This window comes from Halomonas sp. TA22, from assembly GCF_013009075.1.
GTDB lineage: Bacteria > Pseudomonadota > Gammaproteobacteria > Pseudomonadales > Halomonadaceae > TA22.
In genome coordinates this window covers 3,034,145-3,050,655 of the sequence record NZ_CP053108.1, presented here as the reverse complement: position 1 = coordinate 3,050,655, position 16,511 = coordinate 3,034,145, and the positions used below count along the sequence as shown (strand labels likewise).

Below are 16,511 nucleotides of genomic sequence, written 5' to 3'. Positions count from 1 at the left end.
CATGGAAACATTCGATTTGTCAGTGATATGGGCACTCATCATTGGCTTTGGCATCATGATGTACGTGCTCATGGATGGCTTCGACCTGGGGCTTGGAATTCTTTTTCCCTTCGCCCCGGATGAAGATGCGCGAGATGTGATGATGAACACGGTAGCGCCGGTATGGGATGGCAACGAGACTTGGCTGGTGTTGGGTGGTGCCGGACTGCTCGGCGCTTTTCCGCTGGTCTACTCGGTATTTTTGCCGGCGCTCTATATCGGCGTATTTCTGATGCTCGCCGGGTTGGTGTTTCGCGGCGTGGCCTTCGAGCTACGCTTCAAGTCGCGCCGTGACCAGCGTAATCGACGCTGGTGGAACCGGGCTTTCAGCTGGGGGTCGGCAATCGCCGCCTTCGCCCAGGGGGCAGTCGTCGGTACCTACATCCAAGGCTTCAATACCGAGAATGGCGTCTTTGTCGGCGGGCCATTCGAGTGGTTGACACCATTCACCATCCTGACCGGCATCGGCATCATGATCGGCTATGCGCTGCTGGGGACCACCTGGTTGATTCTGAAGTCCGAAGGCTACATTCAGGCCTGGGCCTACAAGCTGACTCTGCCGCTACTGCTGGCGGTGCTGGTGATCTTCGTGATCATCAGCTTCTGGACCCCCTTCGTCAATCCCGTGGTCTGGGAGCGCTGGTTCGGTCACATTCGCCTGATCTGGGTGTTGCCGGCACTGGCACTGCTGTGCATGTTCAGCGTCTTCTGGGCGGTCAGGCAGCGTCGCGAACTGATTCCCTTCCTGGGCACGCTCGGCATGTTCCTGTTCACCTATCTGGGTCTGGTGGTAAGCAAGTGGCCGATGATCGTGCCGCCGGATTACACCATCTGGGATGCCGCATCAGCGCCGGGTTCGCAGCTCTTCCTGCTGATTGGCGTGCTCTTCGTGCTGCCTTTCGTGCTCGGCTACACCTTCTGGTCCTATTGGGTCTTTCGCGGCAAGGTCAGGGTTGGTGAGGGCTACCACTGAGCATGGGGCGCAAGTCCAAGGATGCCTCCGAGTCCCTTACCGCGCGTCGCTGGTTGTCTGATCTGGCCGACCAGCAGCGCCACCTGCTTGGCTTGGCAATGCTGGTCGGTCTGGTGGTGGGCATGGCGACGATTGTCCAGATGGGGTTGCTGGCCTGGATCATCAGTGCGGTACTGGTGGAGGGCAAGACGCCCTTCGAGCTGGCATGGGGCTTTGCGGCACTCGTGCTTGTGCTGGTATTGCGGGCGCTGGCGCAATGGTGCCAGGAGGTGCTATCGCAGCAGACCAGTCTGAGGATTCGCACCATGGCAAGGCATGCGCTGCTCGATCATCTCGAGGCGCTGGGGCCGGTGCGTCTGGCGAGTCGCCACAGTGCTGGACTTGGTGGGCAATTGGTCGAACAGGTCGAGGCGCTGGAGGGATACTTTGCCCGCTTTCTGCCGCAGTTGCGACTGGCACTGCTGCTGCCGCTGGTGATCCTTGTCGTGGTGCTCATGCTCGACTGGCTGGCGGCGATCTTCCTGCTGCTCTCCGCTCCTCTGATCCCTCTCTTCATGGCCTTGGTGGGAATGGGGGCCGAGCGACTCAATCGCGAGCAGTTCGGTGCCGTAACGCGGCTGGCCGGGCATTTTCTGGATCGCGTACGCGGCATCACCACGCTGCAGCTCTTCAACCGTACCGCTCAGGCGGGGGAGGAGGTGTTCGCCGCCGCCGATGACTACCGTCAACGCAGCATGCGTACCTTGCGCCTGGCCTTTCTCTCCTCCGCGGTGCTTGAGTTCTTCGCGTCGATCGCGATTGCGGTCTTGGCGATCTACATCGGTTTCGGGCTGCTTGGATATATCGATTATGGCCCCTCGCCGGAGCTCACTCTGTTCAGCGGGTTGTTGATCCTGCTGCTGGCGCCTGAGTTCTTTCAGCCGCTGCGCACCCTGTCGCAGCACTATCATGATCGTGCCGCGGCCCTTGGCGCTGCCGATGGCTTGGTGGCGCTTCTCAACGAGCCGTTGCCCGAGGCGCCTCCAACGGTGCCCTGTGTCGTGGCGCAAGGAGAGGCCACGCGCGTAGACGAGTCCATCATGGTGCGGCTGAGCGACGTCTGCGTGTCGCATGCCGGGCGTGGCCGAGTACTTGGGCCGCTCGATCTAACGCTGCCCCATGGAGCCATTTTGGCGCTTACCGGGCCATCCGGGGCCGGAAAGTCGACTCTGCTGCAGGTAATTGCTGGTTTCGTGGCGCCCGAGAGCGGTCAGGTGACGGTGGCCTCGCCGCGGGGATTCGCCTGGATGGACCAGCGTCCGTTGATCGTCCAGGGAACCATTGCCGACAACCTGCGTCTGGCATCGCCCGATACCGGCGACGCGCAGCTACACGAGGCGCTGGAGAAGGCCTCCCTCGGTGAGTTGATGGCGCGCTTGCCTCAAGGCTTGGCCACCTCGGTGGGGGAGCGTGGGGTGGGGCTCTCCGGTGGCCAGGCCCAGCGTTTGGCCCTGGCTCGGGTGTTTCTATCGCCGGCCAGGCTGGTACTGCTCGACGAGCCGACGGCGAGTCTCGATCACCACAGCGAAGCCCGTGTGATCGAGGCGCTCAAGGTACTGCTCGAGGAGGGGCGCACCTTGGTCGTTGCCACGCATCACCCGGCCTTGATGGCCATGGCCACGCGGGTCATCAGGCTGGAGCAGGGCCAGATTGTGGAGGCATCAAAATGACCTTTTTGACCTCCTTGCGACGCGAGCTGCGTCCCTGGCTTGCGCTGCTGGCACGTCGTCGCGGTCGCTTGATCGTCGGAGCCGTGCTGCTCGCGTTGACGGTAGCGTCAGCTGTCGGTCTGTTGGCGTTATCGGGATGGTTCATTACCGCCACGGCGTTGACCGGCGCGCTGCTGGCAGCGGGCGTCGCCGCCAGTTTGGATGTCTACGTGCCTGGCGGTGGCATCCGTTTCTTCGCCGTGACACGCACCGTGTCGCGCTATCTCGAGCGGGTCTACAACCACGATACGGTGCTACGGCTATTGGCCGACCTGCGTGGCGGCATGTTCCGCGTGCTTGCAAGGCTCGATGCCCATACGCTTTCCAAGCGCCGTGCCAGCGAGTGGCTCAACCGCCTGACGGCGGATATCGATACCATGGATAGCCTCTACCTGCGCTTGATGGCGCCGCCCTTGGTGGCGCTGCTGGCGCTGCTCGGCGTTGCACTGCTGCTCGGTATCTTCGAGACAGTGACGAGCCTCGTGGTGGGCGCGGCGATGCTTGTGCTGTGGGCCTGGCTGATAGCGGGGCAGGCGTGGCTAGGCATGCATGCCAGCCAGCGGCGCGTCGCTACCCTCGACCACCTGCGTGCCCATACCATCGAGCATTTGCAGGGGCTTGCCGAACTGCGCGGCTATGGCGCGCTGGCGACCCACCGCCAGCGTCTCGAGCAGCATCAATCGCTGCTGTATCGGGATCAGCTGAGGCTTGGCCAGGTCACGGCTCTGGGCAATGCCCTGGTGGGGCTCGGCATTGGGCTTGGCATGCTCCTGGCGCTATGGCTGGCGGCACTGGCGTATAGTGCGGCTGCCCTCTCGGGGCCCGTGATGGTGATGATGCCATTGGCCGTGCTGGCCCTTGGCGAAGCCTTTGCCATGCTGCCTGCGGCGTTCACTCAGCTCGGCGCAACCCGCGCGGCAGCGCGGCGGCTCAATACGCTGGGGCAGTCACGCAGCGCCATTGCTCAGACGGCCACTCCACAGGCGATGGCCCGGCAACCTGCCAGGCTCGCCCTGAAGGGCGTTTCACTGCACTATCCCGATGCCCTGACGCCGGCCCTGGACGACATCTCCTTTACGGTAGAGCGTGGTGAGCGTATTGCGCTGCTGGGGGCGTCGGGAGCCGGCAAGAGTAGTGTGGCTCACCTGTTGACGAGACTGCTGGACCCGCAGCGCGGTGAGGTGTGCGTGGATGACATCGACGTGCGCATGCTCTCTTCGGATGCGCTGCGTTTGCGTATCGGTTTTCTCACCCAGCGGGTCGAGCTGTTCCAGGAGAGTATCGCCTCCAACCTGCGCCTTGCCCGAGCCGATACCAGCGACAATGCGTTGTGGCAAGCGCTGGAACTCGTCGAGTTGGCAGAGTGGGCGCGCGCCTTGCCCCAACAGCTCGCTACCTCGGTAGGGGAAGGGGGCAGGCAGCTTTCCGGTGGTCAGGCGCGTCGCCTGGGGCTGGCAAGAATCCTGCTATTGGATGCTCCCGTGATCATCCTCGATGAACCCTTCTCCGGCTTGGATACCCCGCTGGCGGCGCGTATCGCAGCGCGTCTCGATCACTGGCTGGCGGGACGTACTGTGCTTTATCTCGTGCATCAACTGGACCCCACTCACCCCTCACTGCCCGGCATCACAAGGCAATTGACGCTCGTCGATGGAAAGTTGATTGGTGAGGAATAGTTTCTGTGATTCAACGCTTTACGTGGCTAGGCAAAATATCGCAGGATGAGGAATGCAATCGAGGTGGAGTAAGCCATGAAGGAGTTTCTCAAGCGTCTGCCCAAGGCGGAACTGCATTTGCATATCGAAGGGTCCCTAGAGCCAGAGCTGATGTTCGCACTGGCCGAGCGCAACGGGATCGCGCTGCCCTATGACTCGGTGGAGGCAGTGCGTGCCGCCTACGAGTTCGAGGATCTGCAATCTTTTCTCGATCTCTATTACCAAGGCATGGCGGTGCTCAGGACCTCGATGGATTTCTATGACCTGGCCATGGACTATTTCCGGCGCGCCCATGACGAGGGCGTCGTGCACATCGAACTCTCCTTCGATCCCCAGGCTCACCTCGCGCGGGGAATAAGCCTGGATACCCAGCTTGAAGGGCTAAGCCGGGCTCGGCGGCACGCTGAGCGCGAGTACGGCATGTCCACCGCGCTGATCATGAGTTTCCTGCGCGACCGCCCCGCCGATGAGGCGATGCGCGTCTTCGAGCAGGCGGCTCCCTACTGGGAGATGCTCGATGCGATCGGTCTCGACAGTGCCGAGCGCAACAACCCGCCCTCGCGCTTCGTCGAGCTGTTCACCCGTGCCCGCCAGTTGAGCATTCCCCGGGCGGCGCACGCCGGAGAGGAGGGGCCGGCCGCCTATATCAGCGAGGCCCTGGATCTGCTGAACGTCTGTCGCATCGACCACGGCGTACGCTGCCTCGAGGACCCATCCCTGGTGGAGCGCCTACGCCGCGAGCGTATTCCGCTGACGGTCTGCCCGCTCTCCAATGTGCGCCTGAAGGTGGTCAAGCGCATCGAGGAGCATCCGTTGCCTAAGCTGCTCGAGGCGGGCCTTGTGGTTACCCTCAACTCCGACGATCCGGCGTACTTCGGTGGCGGCGTGCTGGAAAATTATCTAGCTTGTTACCGTGGCTTCTCTTGGTCGAAGGAGGTCTTCGCCGATCTGGCACGTAACGCCATCGAGGTGGCCTTCATGGAGGAGTCGCGACGCAAGCAGTTGCTGGCCGAGCTCGACCGGGTCGTTGAGGAAGTCTGATAATAGGTCTGTTTCGGCCCAAGAATTGACGAACGTCAAAACCTGGGCTTGGTTAGCTCCCATAATGGAACAAGTATTAAGCAAACCTGAAGAAGGTTGCCGGGGAAAATCCCCACTTGACTAGCAAGGGAGAGTAAAATGAAATCAACCGTCTGGGGAATGGCTCTGGTCATGGGTGTGGGGGCGGGGCTGGCTGGCCCGGTACTCGCCGATCGTGTGGCCAGCGAACCGATCAAGCCGATCGAGCCTTATGTATCCGACGAGCCCCTCAAGGTCGAGCTTGGCAAGAAGCTGTTCTTTGACCCGCGTCTGTCGCGTTCAGGGTTCATCTCTTGTAACTCATGTCACAACCTGAGCATGGGTGGCAGCGACAACCTGCCGACCTCGATTGGCCACCATTGGCAGGAGGGGCCGATCAATTCACCGACAGTGCTCAACTCCAGTCTCTTCATGGCACAGTTCTGGGATGGTCGTGCCGAGACGCTGCAGGAGCAGGCGGCTGGTCCGATTGCCAACCCCATGGAGATGGCCTCCACCCACGTGCTGGCGATCGACGTTATCCAGTCGATTCCCGAGTATCGTCAATTGTTTGCCGATATCTACGGTAGCGAAGAGATCACCATCGATGAGGTGACCGACGCCATCGCCGAGTTCGAGGAGACGCTGGTCACGCCCAACTCGCGCTTCGATCAGTGGTTGCTGGGTGATGACGCGGCCATTACCGAGCAGGAGCTGGCCGGTTATGAGCTCTTCAAGCAGATCGGCTGTGCCGGCTGTCACCATGGCCCTGCGGTAGGCGGTACCTCCTTCCAGCGCATGGGCGTGTTCGAGGAGTACATGACCAACAATCCGTCCCAGGGGCGTTTCGAGGTCACCGGCCTGGATCGCGATCGCATGTCCTTCAAGGTGCCGACGCTGCGTAACGTCGAGCTCACCTACCCGTACTTCCACGATGGCGCCTACTGGACGCTGGAAGAAGCCACCGACATCATGGCGACCCTGCAGCTTGGCCGTCAGCTCGATGAGGAGCAACTCGAGCAGCTGGTCGCCTTCCAGCGTACCTTGACTGGCGAGCAGCCGGCCTTCGCACTTCCGACGCTGCCCCCGTCAACTGCCGATACGCCGCGCCCGGTGCCGTTCGAGACCGAAGCGAGCGAGTGACACTCGTCTGACGCAGTAAACGACACAGGGTGAGCAGCGATGCTCACCCTGTTTTCGTTTGTCGGTATGCCGGTTTCGATCAGCGGGATAGCTTGTCGAGCGTCTCTTCCAGTGCCTTGAGGCGACCTGGCCGCAGCGCATCCTCCACCGCCGTGATGCGCAGGATATGCCCCAGCGCGGGATTGGCGGGGCGGCTGATCAAGCTGCCTGCCTCCAGCAGCTCGGTATGGATCTGGCTTGCAAGCTGGGCATCGGGCAGTCGCAGGCCGATGAAGTTGGTGGCACTGGGCAGCACATCGGCACCGAGCTGAAGAAAGTGGTTGGCGAGACGCTCGCGCCGCTCGATCACGCTCTCGACATGGGCGCGGCTCTCCTCGGGATGGTCGAGTACCACCTCGGCGGCGGCCAGCGATAGCGTCGAGACCGCATAGTGGATGCGCACTTTCATCATCATCGCCAGGGTAGCGGGTTCGGCGATGGCGTAGCCGACTCTCAACCCCGCCAGCCCATGCGCCTTGGAGAGCGTGCGCAGGCGGATCACGCCGGGTAGCACCTCGCGGCTGAAGGGGCTTGCAGCATCGTCGCGAAAGTCGTGATAGGCCTCGTCGAGCAGCAGCCAGCACTTATCCGGCAACTCGGCGCGCAGGCGGCGTATGGCCGCGTCATCATGCAAATGGCCGCTGGGATTGTCGGGGTTGGCCAGGTAGACCAGTGCGGCCCGTTCCTGGTGGGCCGCCTCGATCAGCGCTTCCAGGTCGGGCGCCAGCAGGCCGGGCGCCTCTTGATAGGCGACCTCCACCAGCCGGCACCCCTGACCCCGGGCGAAATAGGCGAAGGTCGGATAGGTGCCGCTGGCACTGACCACGGTGCTGCCAATGGGCGCCAGGGTGCGCAGCGCAAGGGCGATGAGGCTGTCGGCGCCAGCATCGACCAGCAGGGCGTCGAGGGAGATGTCCAATTGTTCGCTTAGGCGCTGGCGTACGCCCAGTGCCTCGGCATCGCCATAGCAGTAGACATGCTCGACCATGGCGTCGCCGAAGTGGGCACGCAGCGCGGCGTGAGGCATGTCAAGCCCTTCGTTCGAGCCCAGCCGATGGGGGATCTCCTTGCCCAGGCGTCGCTCAAGCACCTTGATGCCGGGGAACGGGTTGTGGGGGCCTGCGCCGAGCAAGTGGTCGGGAAAACGGGGCATGTCGCTTCTGTCCTCAGCTATCATATTGATCGTTCATTCGTGGTTTGCACCGGCTCCTCGCTCGGGCCCAGCACCTTGTGGCGATTGAGCAGCGCGAAGGGGTCGAGCGCCTGCTTGAGCAGGCGCATCAACGAGATCTCCTCCGGAGTACGGCTCAGCGCCAGATAGTCGCGTTTCTCGAGGCCGATGCCGTGCTCGGCGGAGACCGAACCTCCCAGCTCGGAGAGGGGAGAATAGACCAGCTGCTCCACCGCTCGTCGGCTCTCCCGATCGCCGCTGCCCACGCTGACCGATAGGTGCAGGTTGCCATCGCCGAGATGGCCGAACACCACCATGCGCCCGCGTTGCGGCCAGCGTGAATGGAGCTGTTTTTCGAGTTGATCGACGTACGCCTGCATGTCCGGAATGGGTAGGCTGATATCGAAGGTGAAGAGTGGTGCGAGCCCTTGGATCAGCCCTTCGATATCCTCGCGGATCGCCCATAATCCTTGGCGCTGGGTCTCGGACTGGGCCACGACGGCATCGCTGACCACTCCCGCCTCGAATGCACTCTCAAGCGCCTGGTTGAATTGTCGCGCCTCACGCTCGTCGTCGACGCCCTGCGCTTCGATGATCGCATAGTAGGGATACTCGGTGGAGATCGGCGCTGCGTGCCGTCCGCTCTCCTCGGTGAGCAGGCGGTAGTGACTTTGCCACATCACCTCGAAGGCGCTCAGTTGACCGCCGAGTCGATGGCGCATGGCCTGCAACAACCCGGTCAAGGCTTCGAAGGAGGGCACGGCAACCAGTGCCGTCTGGGCGCTGGTCGTCATGGGCTGTAGCTTCAGCACCGCGCGGGTGACGATGCCCAGCGTTCCTTCACTGCCGATGAACAGCTGCTTGAGGTCGTAGCCGGCATTGTTCTTGAGCATGCGATTGAGCGAGCTTATCACGCTGCCATCGGCGAGCACGGCCTCCAGGCCGAGTACCTGCTGGCGCATCATGCCGTAGAGGATGACACGCGTACCTCCGGCGTTAGTGGCGATATTGCCGCCAATGGTGCACGAGCCACGGGCGCCGAGATCCAGCGGAAACTGCATGCCCCGGGCCTCGGCGGCTTCCTGCACCTTCTGCAGCGGCGCACCTGCCTGAACGGTAAGCGTGCCGCCCACCACATCGACTGCCTCGATGGCGTTCATCCGCTCCAGGGAGATGACGATCTCCTGTGGCGATGCCTCTCCTCCATGTACCAGGCCGGTCACACCGCCGTGGGTCACCACTGGCTGCCGTGCGGCATGGCACAGCCTCATCACTTGGGAGAGAGCCTCGGTGCTGGCGGGCCGCACGATGGCGCCGGCTCGGCAGGGGATCCCTGTCATCCAATCTACCTGGCGCTGGCTGACGGCCTCGCCGATCAGTAAACCGGTAGGACCGACAACCTCCAGGATTTCGTTCAACAGTGCTTGCATGCGTGGCGTTTCCTCATTGCTCGGCCGCACCGACTGCCGCTAGGTCAGCGCGGGTTCATGCTCGCGGCCGGGTATGGCATCGAGCAGCTGGCGTGTATAGGCCTCCTTTGGCGACAGGAAGACCTCTTGAGCGGTCCCCTGCTCGACGATGCGGCCATGTTGCATGACGATGATGCGGTCGCAGATCTGTGCAGCGACCCGCAGGTCATGGGTAATGAACAGCAGCGATAGCGAGAGCTTGCGCTTGAGCTCTTCGAGCAGGTCGAGAATCTGCGCCTGGATCGACACATCGAGCGCCGATACCGCCTCATCGGCCACGATCAATTCGGGCTCGAGCGCCAATGCCCGAGCGATGCCGATACGCTGGCGCTGCCCACCCGAGAACTCATGGGGAAAACGATCCGCGGCCGCCGCACCCAGCCCGACCAGATCGAGCAGCTCGCCGGCCTGCTTGAGTGCCTCACGCCTTGGCGTGCCATTGGCGATCGGTCCTTGGGCGATCGCCATACCGATGCGCGTACGTGGGTTGAGCGAGGCGTAGGGGTCCTGGAAGATCATCTGCACGCGCCTACGCTCGCGGCGCAGCTCATCGCCCTTGAGTGCGGAGAGGTCGATGCCCGAGAGCGAGAGCGACCCGCTGTCGGGGCGCTCGAGGCGCACCACGCAGCGCCCAAGCGTCGACTTGCCGGAGCCGGATTCGCCGACGATGCCCACCGTCTCGCCCGGTGCCAGGGTAAAGGAGACTTCGTTTAGCGCATGCACTTCGCGGGAGGGCTTGAAGAGCCCGCCGCGGGAGCGGAACACCTTCTGCAGTCCGTTCACCTCGAGCAGTGGGGCCGGCCTCGCTTGCTTGCTCGCCTGGGGAATCACGTTGCTGGGTATCGCCTCGATCAGGGAGCGCGTGTATTCATGCTGGGGATTATCAAGCACGTCACGGGCCGGACCAAGCTCGACGATCCTGCCGTAACGCATGACACAGACGCGGTTGGCGATTTCGGCGACCACGCCGAAATCATGGGTGATGAACATCACCGACATGCCGCGGCGACGCTGCAGCGCCTGGATCAGATGCAGAATCTGCGCCTGGGTGGTGACGTCGAGTGCAGTGGTAGGCTCGTCGGCGATCAGCAGCTCCGGCTCCAGTGCCAGTGCCATGGCGATCATCACTCTCTGACGCTGGCCGCCGGAGAGCTCGAAGGGATAGGCGCGAATCGCCTTGTCGGGTTGGGGAATGCCCACTTCCTCGAGAAGGGCCAGCGCCTTCTCCTGGCGCTCCCGGCTTCGGTATTTACCGTGCGCCTCGAACACTTCGCCAATCTGGGCGCCGACGCGCATCAGCGGGTTCAGGGCGGTCATTGGCTCCTGAAAGATCATGCCGATGCGCAGGCCGCGTAGCTCGCGATGCTGCTTTTCAGTCAGGGTGAGCAGGTCCTGGCCAGCGAACATCACTTCGCCGGCGGTGGCGCGCACTCCCTTGGGCAGCAGCCCCATCACGGCGTTGGCGGCCATCGACTTGCCGGAGCCGGATTCTCCCACCACGCACATGATCTCGCCACGCTCGACCTCGTAGCTGACCTCCTCGACGGCATACTCCCGATCGGCCCCCTTGGGCAGTGCCAGGCTCAGGCCACGAATGCTGAGTACGGATTCGTTCATGGTTATTCTCTCCTGTACGCCTAGCGCTCGCGAGCCAGCTTGGGGTTCAGGGCATCGTCAAGACCCTCGCCGACAAGATTGAGCGCAAGCACGGTGAGCAGGATCGCAAGCCCGGGGAAGAAGCTCAGCCACCAGGCCTGGCGGATCACCGTACGTGCCGCGCCGATCATGTAGCCCCAGGACATCACGTTGGGATCGCCAAGACCGAGGAAGGAGAGCGACGATTCGAGCAGTATGGCGGTGGCTACCATCAGCGAGGCGAGCACGATGATCGGCGAAAGCGTGTTGGGCAGGATCTGTCGCAGAATGATGGTGCGGTTGGTCTGGCCGACGAGTCGCGCCGCCTCGACATATTCGCGATTGCGCAGCGACATGAACTCCGCGCGTACCAGTCGCGCCACCGGTGGCCAGCTGACGATGGCGATGGCCAGCACGATCGAGGTCACGCTGGGCTGCATGATCGCCACCAGTACGATGGCCAGCGCGAAATTGGGAATGGTCTGGAAGAACTCGGTGAAGCGCATCAGCAGGTCATCGATCAGGCCTCCATAGTAGCCGGCGATGGCGCCCAGCGGCACGCCGATGGCTAGTGCCACCGTGGTCGAGACCAGTCCGATCAGCAGTGAGACCCAGGCGCCATGCATCAGCCCGGCGGCGACGTTGCGCCCCATGGTGTCGGTGCCGAGTGGAAAGCCTTCCACCTCCATGGGCGGCAGGAACGGGCGCTGCACCATGCGCCACGGCGACTCGGGATAGAGCAGCGGGGCCAGGAGCGCCATCACGATGATAGTGACCAGGATGATGAGCCCGATCAGGGCACCGCGATTCTGGGCGAAGCGGGTGAAGAAGTTCATGACGTCTCCTTGATGCGCGGATCGGCCAGGCGATAGACCAGATCGGTAATGATGTTGAAGACGATCACCAGTGCCGCCGAGAAGAAAAAGATGCCCAGCAGCAGGTTGTAGTCGCGCTGCTGCAGCGCCTCGTACATCAGCCGGCCGATGCCGGGCCAGGCAAAGACGGTTTCGGTGAGGATCGCGCCGCCGACCATCTGGCCGGCCTGCAGACCGGCGAGGGTGATGATCGGCAGCAGGGCGTTGCGCAGCACGTGGCGACGCTGGATCACACCGGGCTTGAGACCCTTGGCTCGCGCGGTCTTGACGTAGTCCTGCTGGGCGGCCTCGAGCATCGAGGCACGGGTCATACGGGTATAGACGGCCATGAAGAACAGGCCCAGGGTGGTGGCGGGCAGTACCAGATGCTTGGCCACGTCGAGTACCAGCGCAAACCCGGTATGGCCGGCGCCCACCGTATACATGCCGTAGGCGGGCAGCCAGCCCAGAGTTACCGAGAACAGCACCACTGCCATCAGTGCGATCCAGAACAGCGGGGTGGCGTAGAACACCAGGGCCAGTGCCATGATCAGCGAGCCCGAGACCTTCTTGACGCGTGCCGCGGCCAGCGAACCGGCAGCGATGCCCAGGGCCAGCGACAGGACGAAGGCGGTGCCGGTCAGCAGCAGGGTGGCGGGCAAGCGGGCCAGGATCAGGTCGAGTACCGGCATCTGCTGGCGATAGGAGTAGCCGAAATCGAGCATGGCCACCCCCGACACGTAGCGCCACAGCTGCACATAGAGGGGTTGGTCGAGGCCGAAGCGCTCGCGCAGCTGCATCAGGAACTGCTCGTCGGTGGCGCCCGCCTCGCCAGCCATGATGGCGGCAGGATCGCCCGGTGCCATCTGGATCAGGAAGAAGTTGAAGATGATGATAAGGAACAGCACGATCACGGCCTTGAACAGCCGCATCGCAATCAGTCTGGCATAGAGCATGCGAGAGCCTCTGGCTGCCTAGGGGAGGAAGGGCGGCTAGCGCCGCCCCTGGTCGTCACACCGTCAAGCGTCGATCAGCGATCGAGCCAGGCGTCCTTGAAGCCATCGTTGACCCCCACCCCCGAAGTGACCAGGTTCTGCACGTCGCACCGGTAGAGGGTCGGGAAGCCGAGCTCCATCAGCCAGCCCACCGGAACGTCTTCATGGAGGATCTCCTGCACCTCGCGGTAGAGCGCTTCACGCTCCTCGTCGGGGAAGGCGGTGGCCGCCGACTCGAAGAGCTCGTCGACACGCGCGTTTTCGTAGCCCTCGACGTTATTCCAGGGTGAGCCTCGCTCGATGTTGCTTGAGAGGTAGGTCCGCGATATGCCCAGTGCCGGGTCGCCGTACTGGTAGAGATAGGTGAAGGCCAGGTCGTAGTCCCACTCGCCCAGGCGCTGGTTCCAGCCGCCCACGTCGGTGGATTGGGTGCGTACGTTGATGCCCACCTCGCTCAGGTTCTGCTGCACCGCTTCGGCCCAGCGAACCCAGGTCTCGCCGTAGGGAATCGGCAGCAGTCTCACCTCCTCGCCGTCGTAGCCCATCTCCTCGAGCAGTTCACGAGCGCGCTCGGGGTCGTGGTCGTAGGGCTCCAGGCCGTCATGCTGGAAGCGCGCATTGGAGCCGAATGCCGAGAGTGGAACTTCGCCCAAGCCATTCCACAACACGTCGCGAGCGAATTCGCGATCCATGGCGTACATCACCGCCTGGCGGAAGCGTTTGTCGGAGGTTGGCCCCTCGCGATTGTTCATCCATAGCATGGCGAAGGGGCTGAAGTACTCGTTGCCCTCCTCGGTCATGCAGGTGTTGTCCATGGCCGAGAGGCGCGGGATGTCGAAATTCTCCACGGTGCCATTGGGCAGTACATCGACGGTGCCGTTCTCGAAGGCCACGGCACGGGAGGCGCCATCGGGAATGATGTGCCAATTGATGCCATCGAGATAGGGGAGGTTCTCCTCGTAGTAGTCGTCGTTGCGCACCAGCTGGATGACCGTGCCGCGCTCCCAGTTGTCGAACTTGAACGGGCCGGTGCCGATCGGGTGACTATTGGCGTCGTTGTCGCGGTAGTCGGTGCCTTCATAGACATGCTTGGGCACCATGGTGAAGGTGCCGGCCTCGAAGGAGAGCATGAAGGGGCCGAAGGGCTGCTCGAGGGTGAAGACGATGGTGTGGTCGTCCGGCGTTTCGATGCTCTCGACATGCTCGAGCACCGCACGAGCGCTGGGGTTGAGCTCGCGATGGAACTCGTCGATGGAGAATTTCGCATCGGCGGAGGTGAAGGGCTCGCCGTCGTGCCAGGTCACCCCTTCGCGCAGGTGGAAGGTATAGGTCAGGCCGTCGTCGCTGATCTCCCAGGACTCGGCCAGCTGCGGCATTGGCTCGAGATCGGTGTCGTAACGCAGCAGCCCCTCGTAGATATTGCCGGCCACCTTGCGGGTGGGATCGTTCTGGACCATGCCCAGCACCAGTCCCGGCGGCTCGGGCTGGATGATGGTATTGATCACTCCCCCCGACTTGGGTTCGGCAAGGGCAGAGGTTGAGACAAGGGCGAGAGACGCCATGGCGGCGACTAGTGGTGTTTTCATGTCCTTCATCCGTTGTTTTTGGTTGGACTGAATGCTGCTCGTCTTTGACCATAGCAGCGCCTCCCCAAGCTGTCGACAGCCGACGGTCGACATGAACCGAGATGCGTCATACTCTCAATCAGAACTGACATGGCGTTGACGAGATCTTCCGTATGCGAAACGAGCCCTTTGCCGGCATCCAGCAATACAACCTTGTGGCACAGGTGACGGACTATCTCACCGAGTCGATCATCGCCCGGCGCTTTCAGCCCGGCGAGCGTCTCTCCGAAGTGCAGATATCGCGCGACCTCGGCATCAGCCGGGCGCCAGTGCGCGAGGCGGCACGTCTGCTCGAGAGCCGTGGTCTTCTGATCTCCAGGCCGCGTCGAGGATTCTTCGTCAGGAAGCTCGACAGTACGGATCTGGTCGACGTGTTCGATCTGCGTCTATGCCTGGAGCGTCATGCCTTTCAATTGCTGATCGGGCACTTCACCCCGGCGATGCACGATGCGCTCAGTCGCCAGGTCGAGATGATGTGCGAGGTCGCACAGGAGAACGACGACAGCCTCAAGATCGAGGAGGACCTCAACTTTCACCGCATGGTGATCGAATTTGCCGGCAATCAGCGTCTGCTCAAGGTCTTCGAGGAACTCTCCCACGAACTGCGGCTATGCATTGCGCTGATCGGGCGGACGCACCAGGACCCGGATACCATCGCTACCTGCCACTGGGCGCTGGTGGAGGCCCTGGCCAGCGGCGATGCGCGACAGTGTCGCGAGGCGGTCGATTTCCATATCGGCGTGGCGCGCGACTTCGTGGTCAAGGGAATCTCGGAAAAGGAGGGGGGACATGCTTAACCAGAGAGAGCAACGCGTGCTGGCGCAGTGCGATGCGTGCTTCGACGACACGCTGACCGTGCTGCGCGAATTGATCGCCGAATACAGCGTGCTGGGTCGTGAGCACGGTGCACTGGCGGTCATGCAAAAGTGGTTCGAACGACTGGGACTGCCGGTCGAGCACGTTCCTCTCGACGACCCTGAACTCTATCGCAATCCCCACCATGCTCCGGTCGAATGGTCCAACGCTGGCCGCTTCAACGTGGTGGCGCGCCTCAACCCTGACTCGCCAAAGCCGCATCTTGTCTTCAATGGTCACCTCGATGTGGTGCCGGCCGAGCCCATCGATATGTGGACTCGCCCACCCTGGGAGCCGTGGGAGTGCGACGGCTGGTTGTATGGGCGTGGCGCCGGCGACATGAAGGCGGGAATTGCCGCGATGGTGATGGCGGTGCATGCATATCGCCAGGCCGGCGAGACGCTCGACTTTCCCCTGACGCTGCAGGCGGTGATCGAGGAGGAGTGCACCGGCAATGGCGCCCTGGCCTGCGTCAACCGAGGCCTGGCCGGTGATTTCGTGCTGATACCCGAGCCCTTCGGTGCACAGATCTACACTGGCCAGATCGGTGTCATCCGCTTTCGCATTCGCGTCGACGGCGTGCCTGCGCATGTGCTGGACACTTCGGCGGGCAGCAGCGCCATCGAGCGTCTCCAGGCCCTGATCCCGGCGCTCAAGGCACTCGAGGAGGAGCTCAATACCGCCCCCCGCACCCCACCATACGATGGCCTGACGCACCCTTTCAATCTCAATATCGGGCGCATCGAAGGGGGCAACTGGGCCTCGAGCGTGCCGGCGCACGCGCTGCTTGAAGGGCGCTTCGGCTTCGCCCCGGATGTCTCGCCCGAAACGGTAATGGAGCAGATAAGGCGTTGTGTGCTGCAGGCCCATGAGGCGCTGGGCAGCGATGCCACGCCCCCGCGCATCGAGTTTCACGGCTTCCGCTCCGAGGGGCATCTGGTCGATCTGGAGAGCCCGGGTGTGCAGCTGCTGGCGCAGTGCCACCGTTCGCTGACCGACAGCGAACCTGGCCACTACCTCTCCACCTGCACCACCGACCTGCGCGCCTTCCATGTCGCTGCCGGTGTGGCCGGTACCTGCTATGGGCCGGTGGCACAGCGCATCCATGGCGTCGACGAGTGTGTCGAGATCGAGTCGATCCGCCATACCCTGAAGACCTATGCGCTGTTCCTGTGCCGCTGGGCGGGATGA

The 16,511-nt window shown here is 63.0% G+C and carries 13 protein-coding genes; 7 read left to right on the top strand and 6 right to left on the bottom strand.

The features are described 5' to 3' along the window. Window position 1: 1 nt before the first annotated feature. From cydB to HJD22_RS14405, 5 genes are all read left to right on the top strand, one after another. Window positions 2-1,012, top strand: coding sequence for a cytochrome d ubiquinol oxidase subunit II (cydB, locus tag HJD22_RS14425; RefSeq protein WP_208656327.1), 1,011 nt, complete (start codon window positions 2-4; stop codon window positions 1,010-1,012). Between the two features lie 2 nt (window positions 1,013-1,014). Further along, window positions 1,015-2,721 (top strand): thiol reductant ABC exporter subunit CydD, encoded by a 1,707-nt coding sequence (cydD, locus tag HJD22_RS14420; RefSeq protein ID WP_208656328.1) that lies wholly within the window; start codon window positions 1,015-1,017, stop codon window positions 2,719-2,721. Continuing rightward, entirely contained in the window at window positions 2,718-4,436 is a 1,719-nt protein-coding gene (gene cydC, locus HJD22_RS14415) for a thiol reductant ABC exporter subunit CydC (protein ID WP_208656329.1), read from the top strand. The genes cydD and cydC overlap by 4 nt, the downstream gene beginning before the upstream one ends. 75 nt (window positions 4,437-4,511) lie before the next feature. Next, a complete protein-coding gene (locus tag HJD22_RS14410) occupies window positions 4,512-5,516 on the top strand; it encodes an adenosine deaminase (RefSeq protein ID WP_208656330.1) in 1,005 nt (334 codons plus the stop codon). Between the two features lie 138 nt (window positions 5,517-5,654). Continuing rightward, window positions 5,655-6,677 (top strand): cytochrome-c peroxidase, encoded by a 1,023-nt coding sequence (locus HJD22_RS14405; RefSeq protein ID WP_208656331.1) that lies wholly within the window; start codon window positions 5,655-5,657, stop codon window positions 6,675-6,677. Between the two features lie 79 nt (window positions 6,678-6,756). On the opposite strand, the gene HJD22_RS14400 is transcribed toward HJD22_RS14405, so the two are convergent. The 6 genes from HJD22_RS14400 to HJD22_RS14375 form a co-directional block, all read right to left on the bottom strand. Continuing rightward, the gene (locus HJD22_RS14400; RefSeq protein ID WP_208656332.1) at window positions 6,757-7,869 is read right to left on the bottom strand and encodes a histidinol-phosphate transaminase; all 1,113 of its coding nucleotides are present in this window, start codon (window positions 7,867-7,869) and stop codon (window positions 6,757-6,759) included. A 20-nt stretch (window positions 7,870-7,889) separates the two neighbouring features. Then, window positions 7,890-9,317 carry an FAD-binding oxidoreductase gene (locus HJD22_RS14395; protein WP_208656333.1) on the bottom strand — a complete coding sequence of 476 codons (1,428 nt, stop codon included), beginning with the start codon at window positions 9,315-9,317 and terminating at the stop codon, window positions 7,890-7,892. Window positions 9,318-9,356: 39 nt separating this feature from the next. After that, complete coding sequence (locus HJD22_RS14390; protein WP_208656334.1) at window positions 9,357-10,973, bottom strand: ABC transporter ATP-binding protein; 1,617 nt, start codon at window positions 10,971-10,973, stop codon at window positions 9,357-9,359. A 20-nt stretch (window positions 10,974-10,993) separates the two neighbouring features. Continuing rightward, window positions 10,994-11,827: an ABC transporter permease gene (locus HJD22_RS14385; protein ID WP_208656335.1), complete on the bottom strand. Its 834-nt coding sequence runs from the start codon at window positions 11,825-11,827 to the stop codon at window positions 10,994-10,996. Next, on the bottom strand, window positions 11,824-12,801 hold the full coding sequence (locus HJD22_RS14380) for an ABC transporter permease (protein WP_208656336.1): 978 nt from the start codon (window positions 12,799-12,801) through the stop codon (window positions 11,824-11,826). The genes HJD22_RS14385 and HJD22_RS14380 overlap by 4 nt, the downstream gene beginning before the upstream one ends. Window positions 12,802-12,875: 74 nt before the next feature. Next, the gene (locus HJD22_RS14375; protein ID WP_208656337.1) at window positions 12,876-14,426 is read right to left on the bottom strand and encodes an ABC transporter substrate-binding protein; all 1,551 of its coding nucleotides are present in this window, start codon (window positions 14,424-14,426) and stop codon (window positions 12,876-12,878) included. 152 nt (window positions 14,427-14,578) lie between these two features. Between HJD22_RS14375 and HJD22_RS14370 the strand changes: the two genes are divergently transcribed. Further along, the gene (locus HJD22_RS14370; protein ID WP_208656338.1) at window positions 14,579-15,262 is read left to right on the top strand and encodes a GntR family transcriptional regulator; all 684 of its coding nucleotides are present in this window, start codon (window positions 14,579-14,581) and stop codon (window positions 15,260-15,262) included. Then, window positions 15,255-16,511, top strand: a complete 1,257-nt coding sequence (locus tag HJD22_RS14365; protein ID WP_208656339.1) for an ArgE/DapE family deacylase — start codon at window positions 15,255-15,257, stop codon at window positions 16,509-16,511. Before HJD22_RS14370 ends, HJD22_RS14365 begins: the two co-directional genes overlap by 8 nt.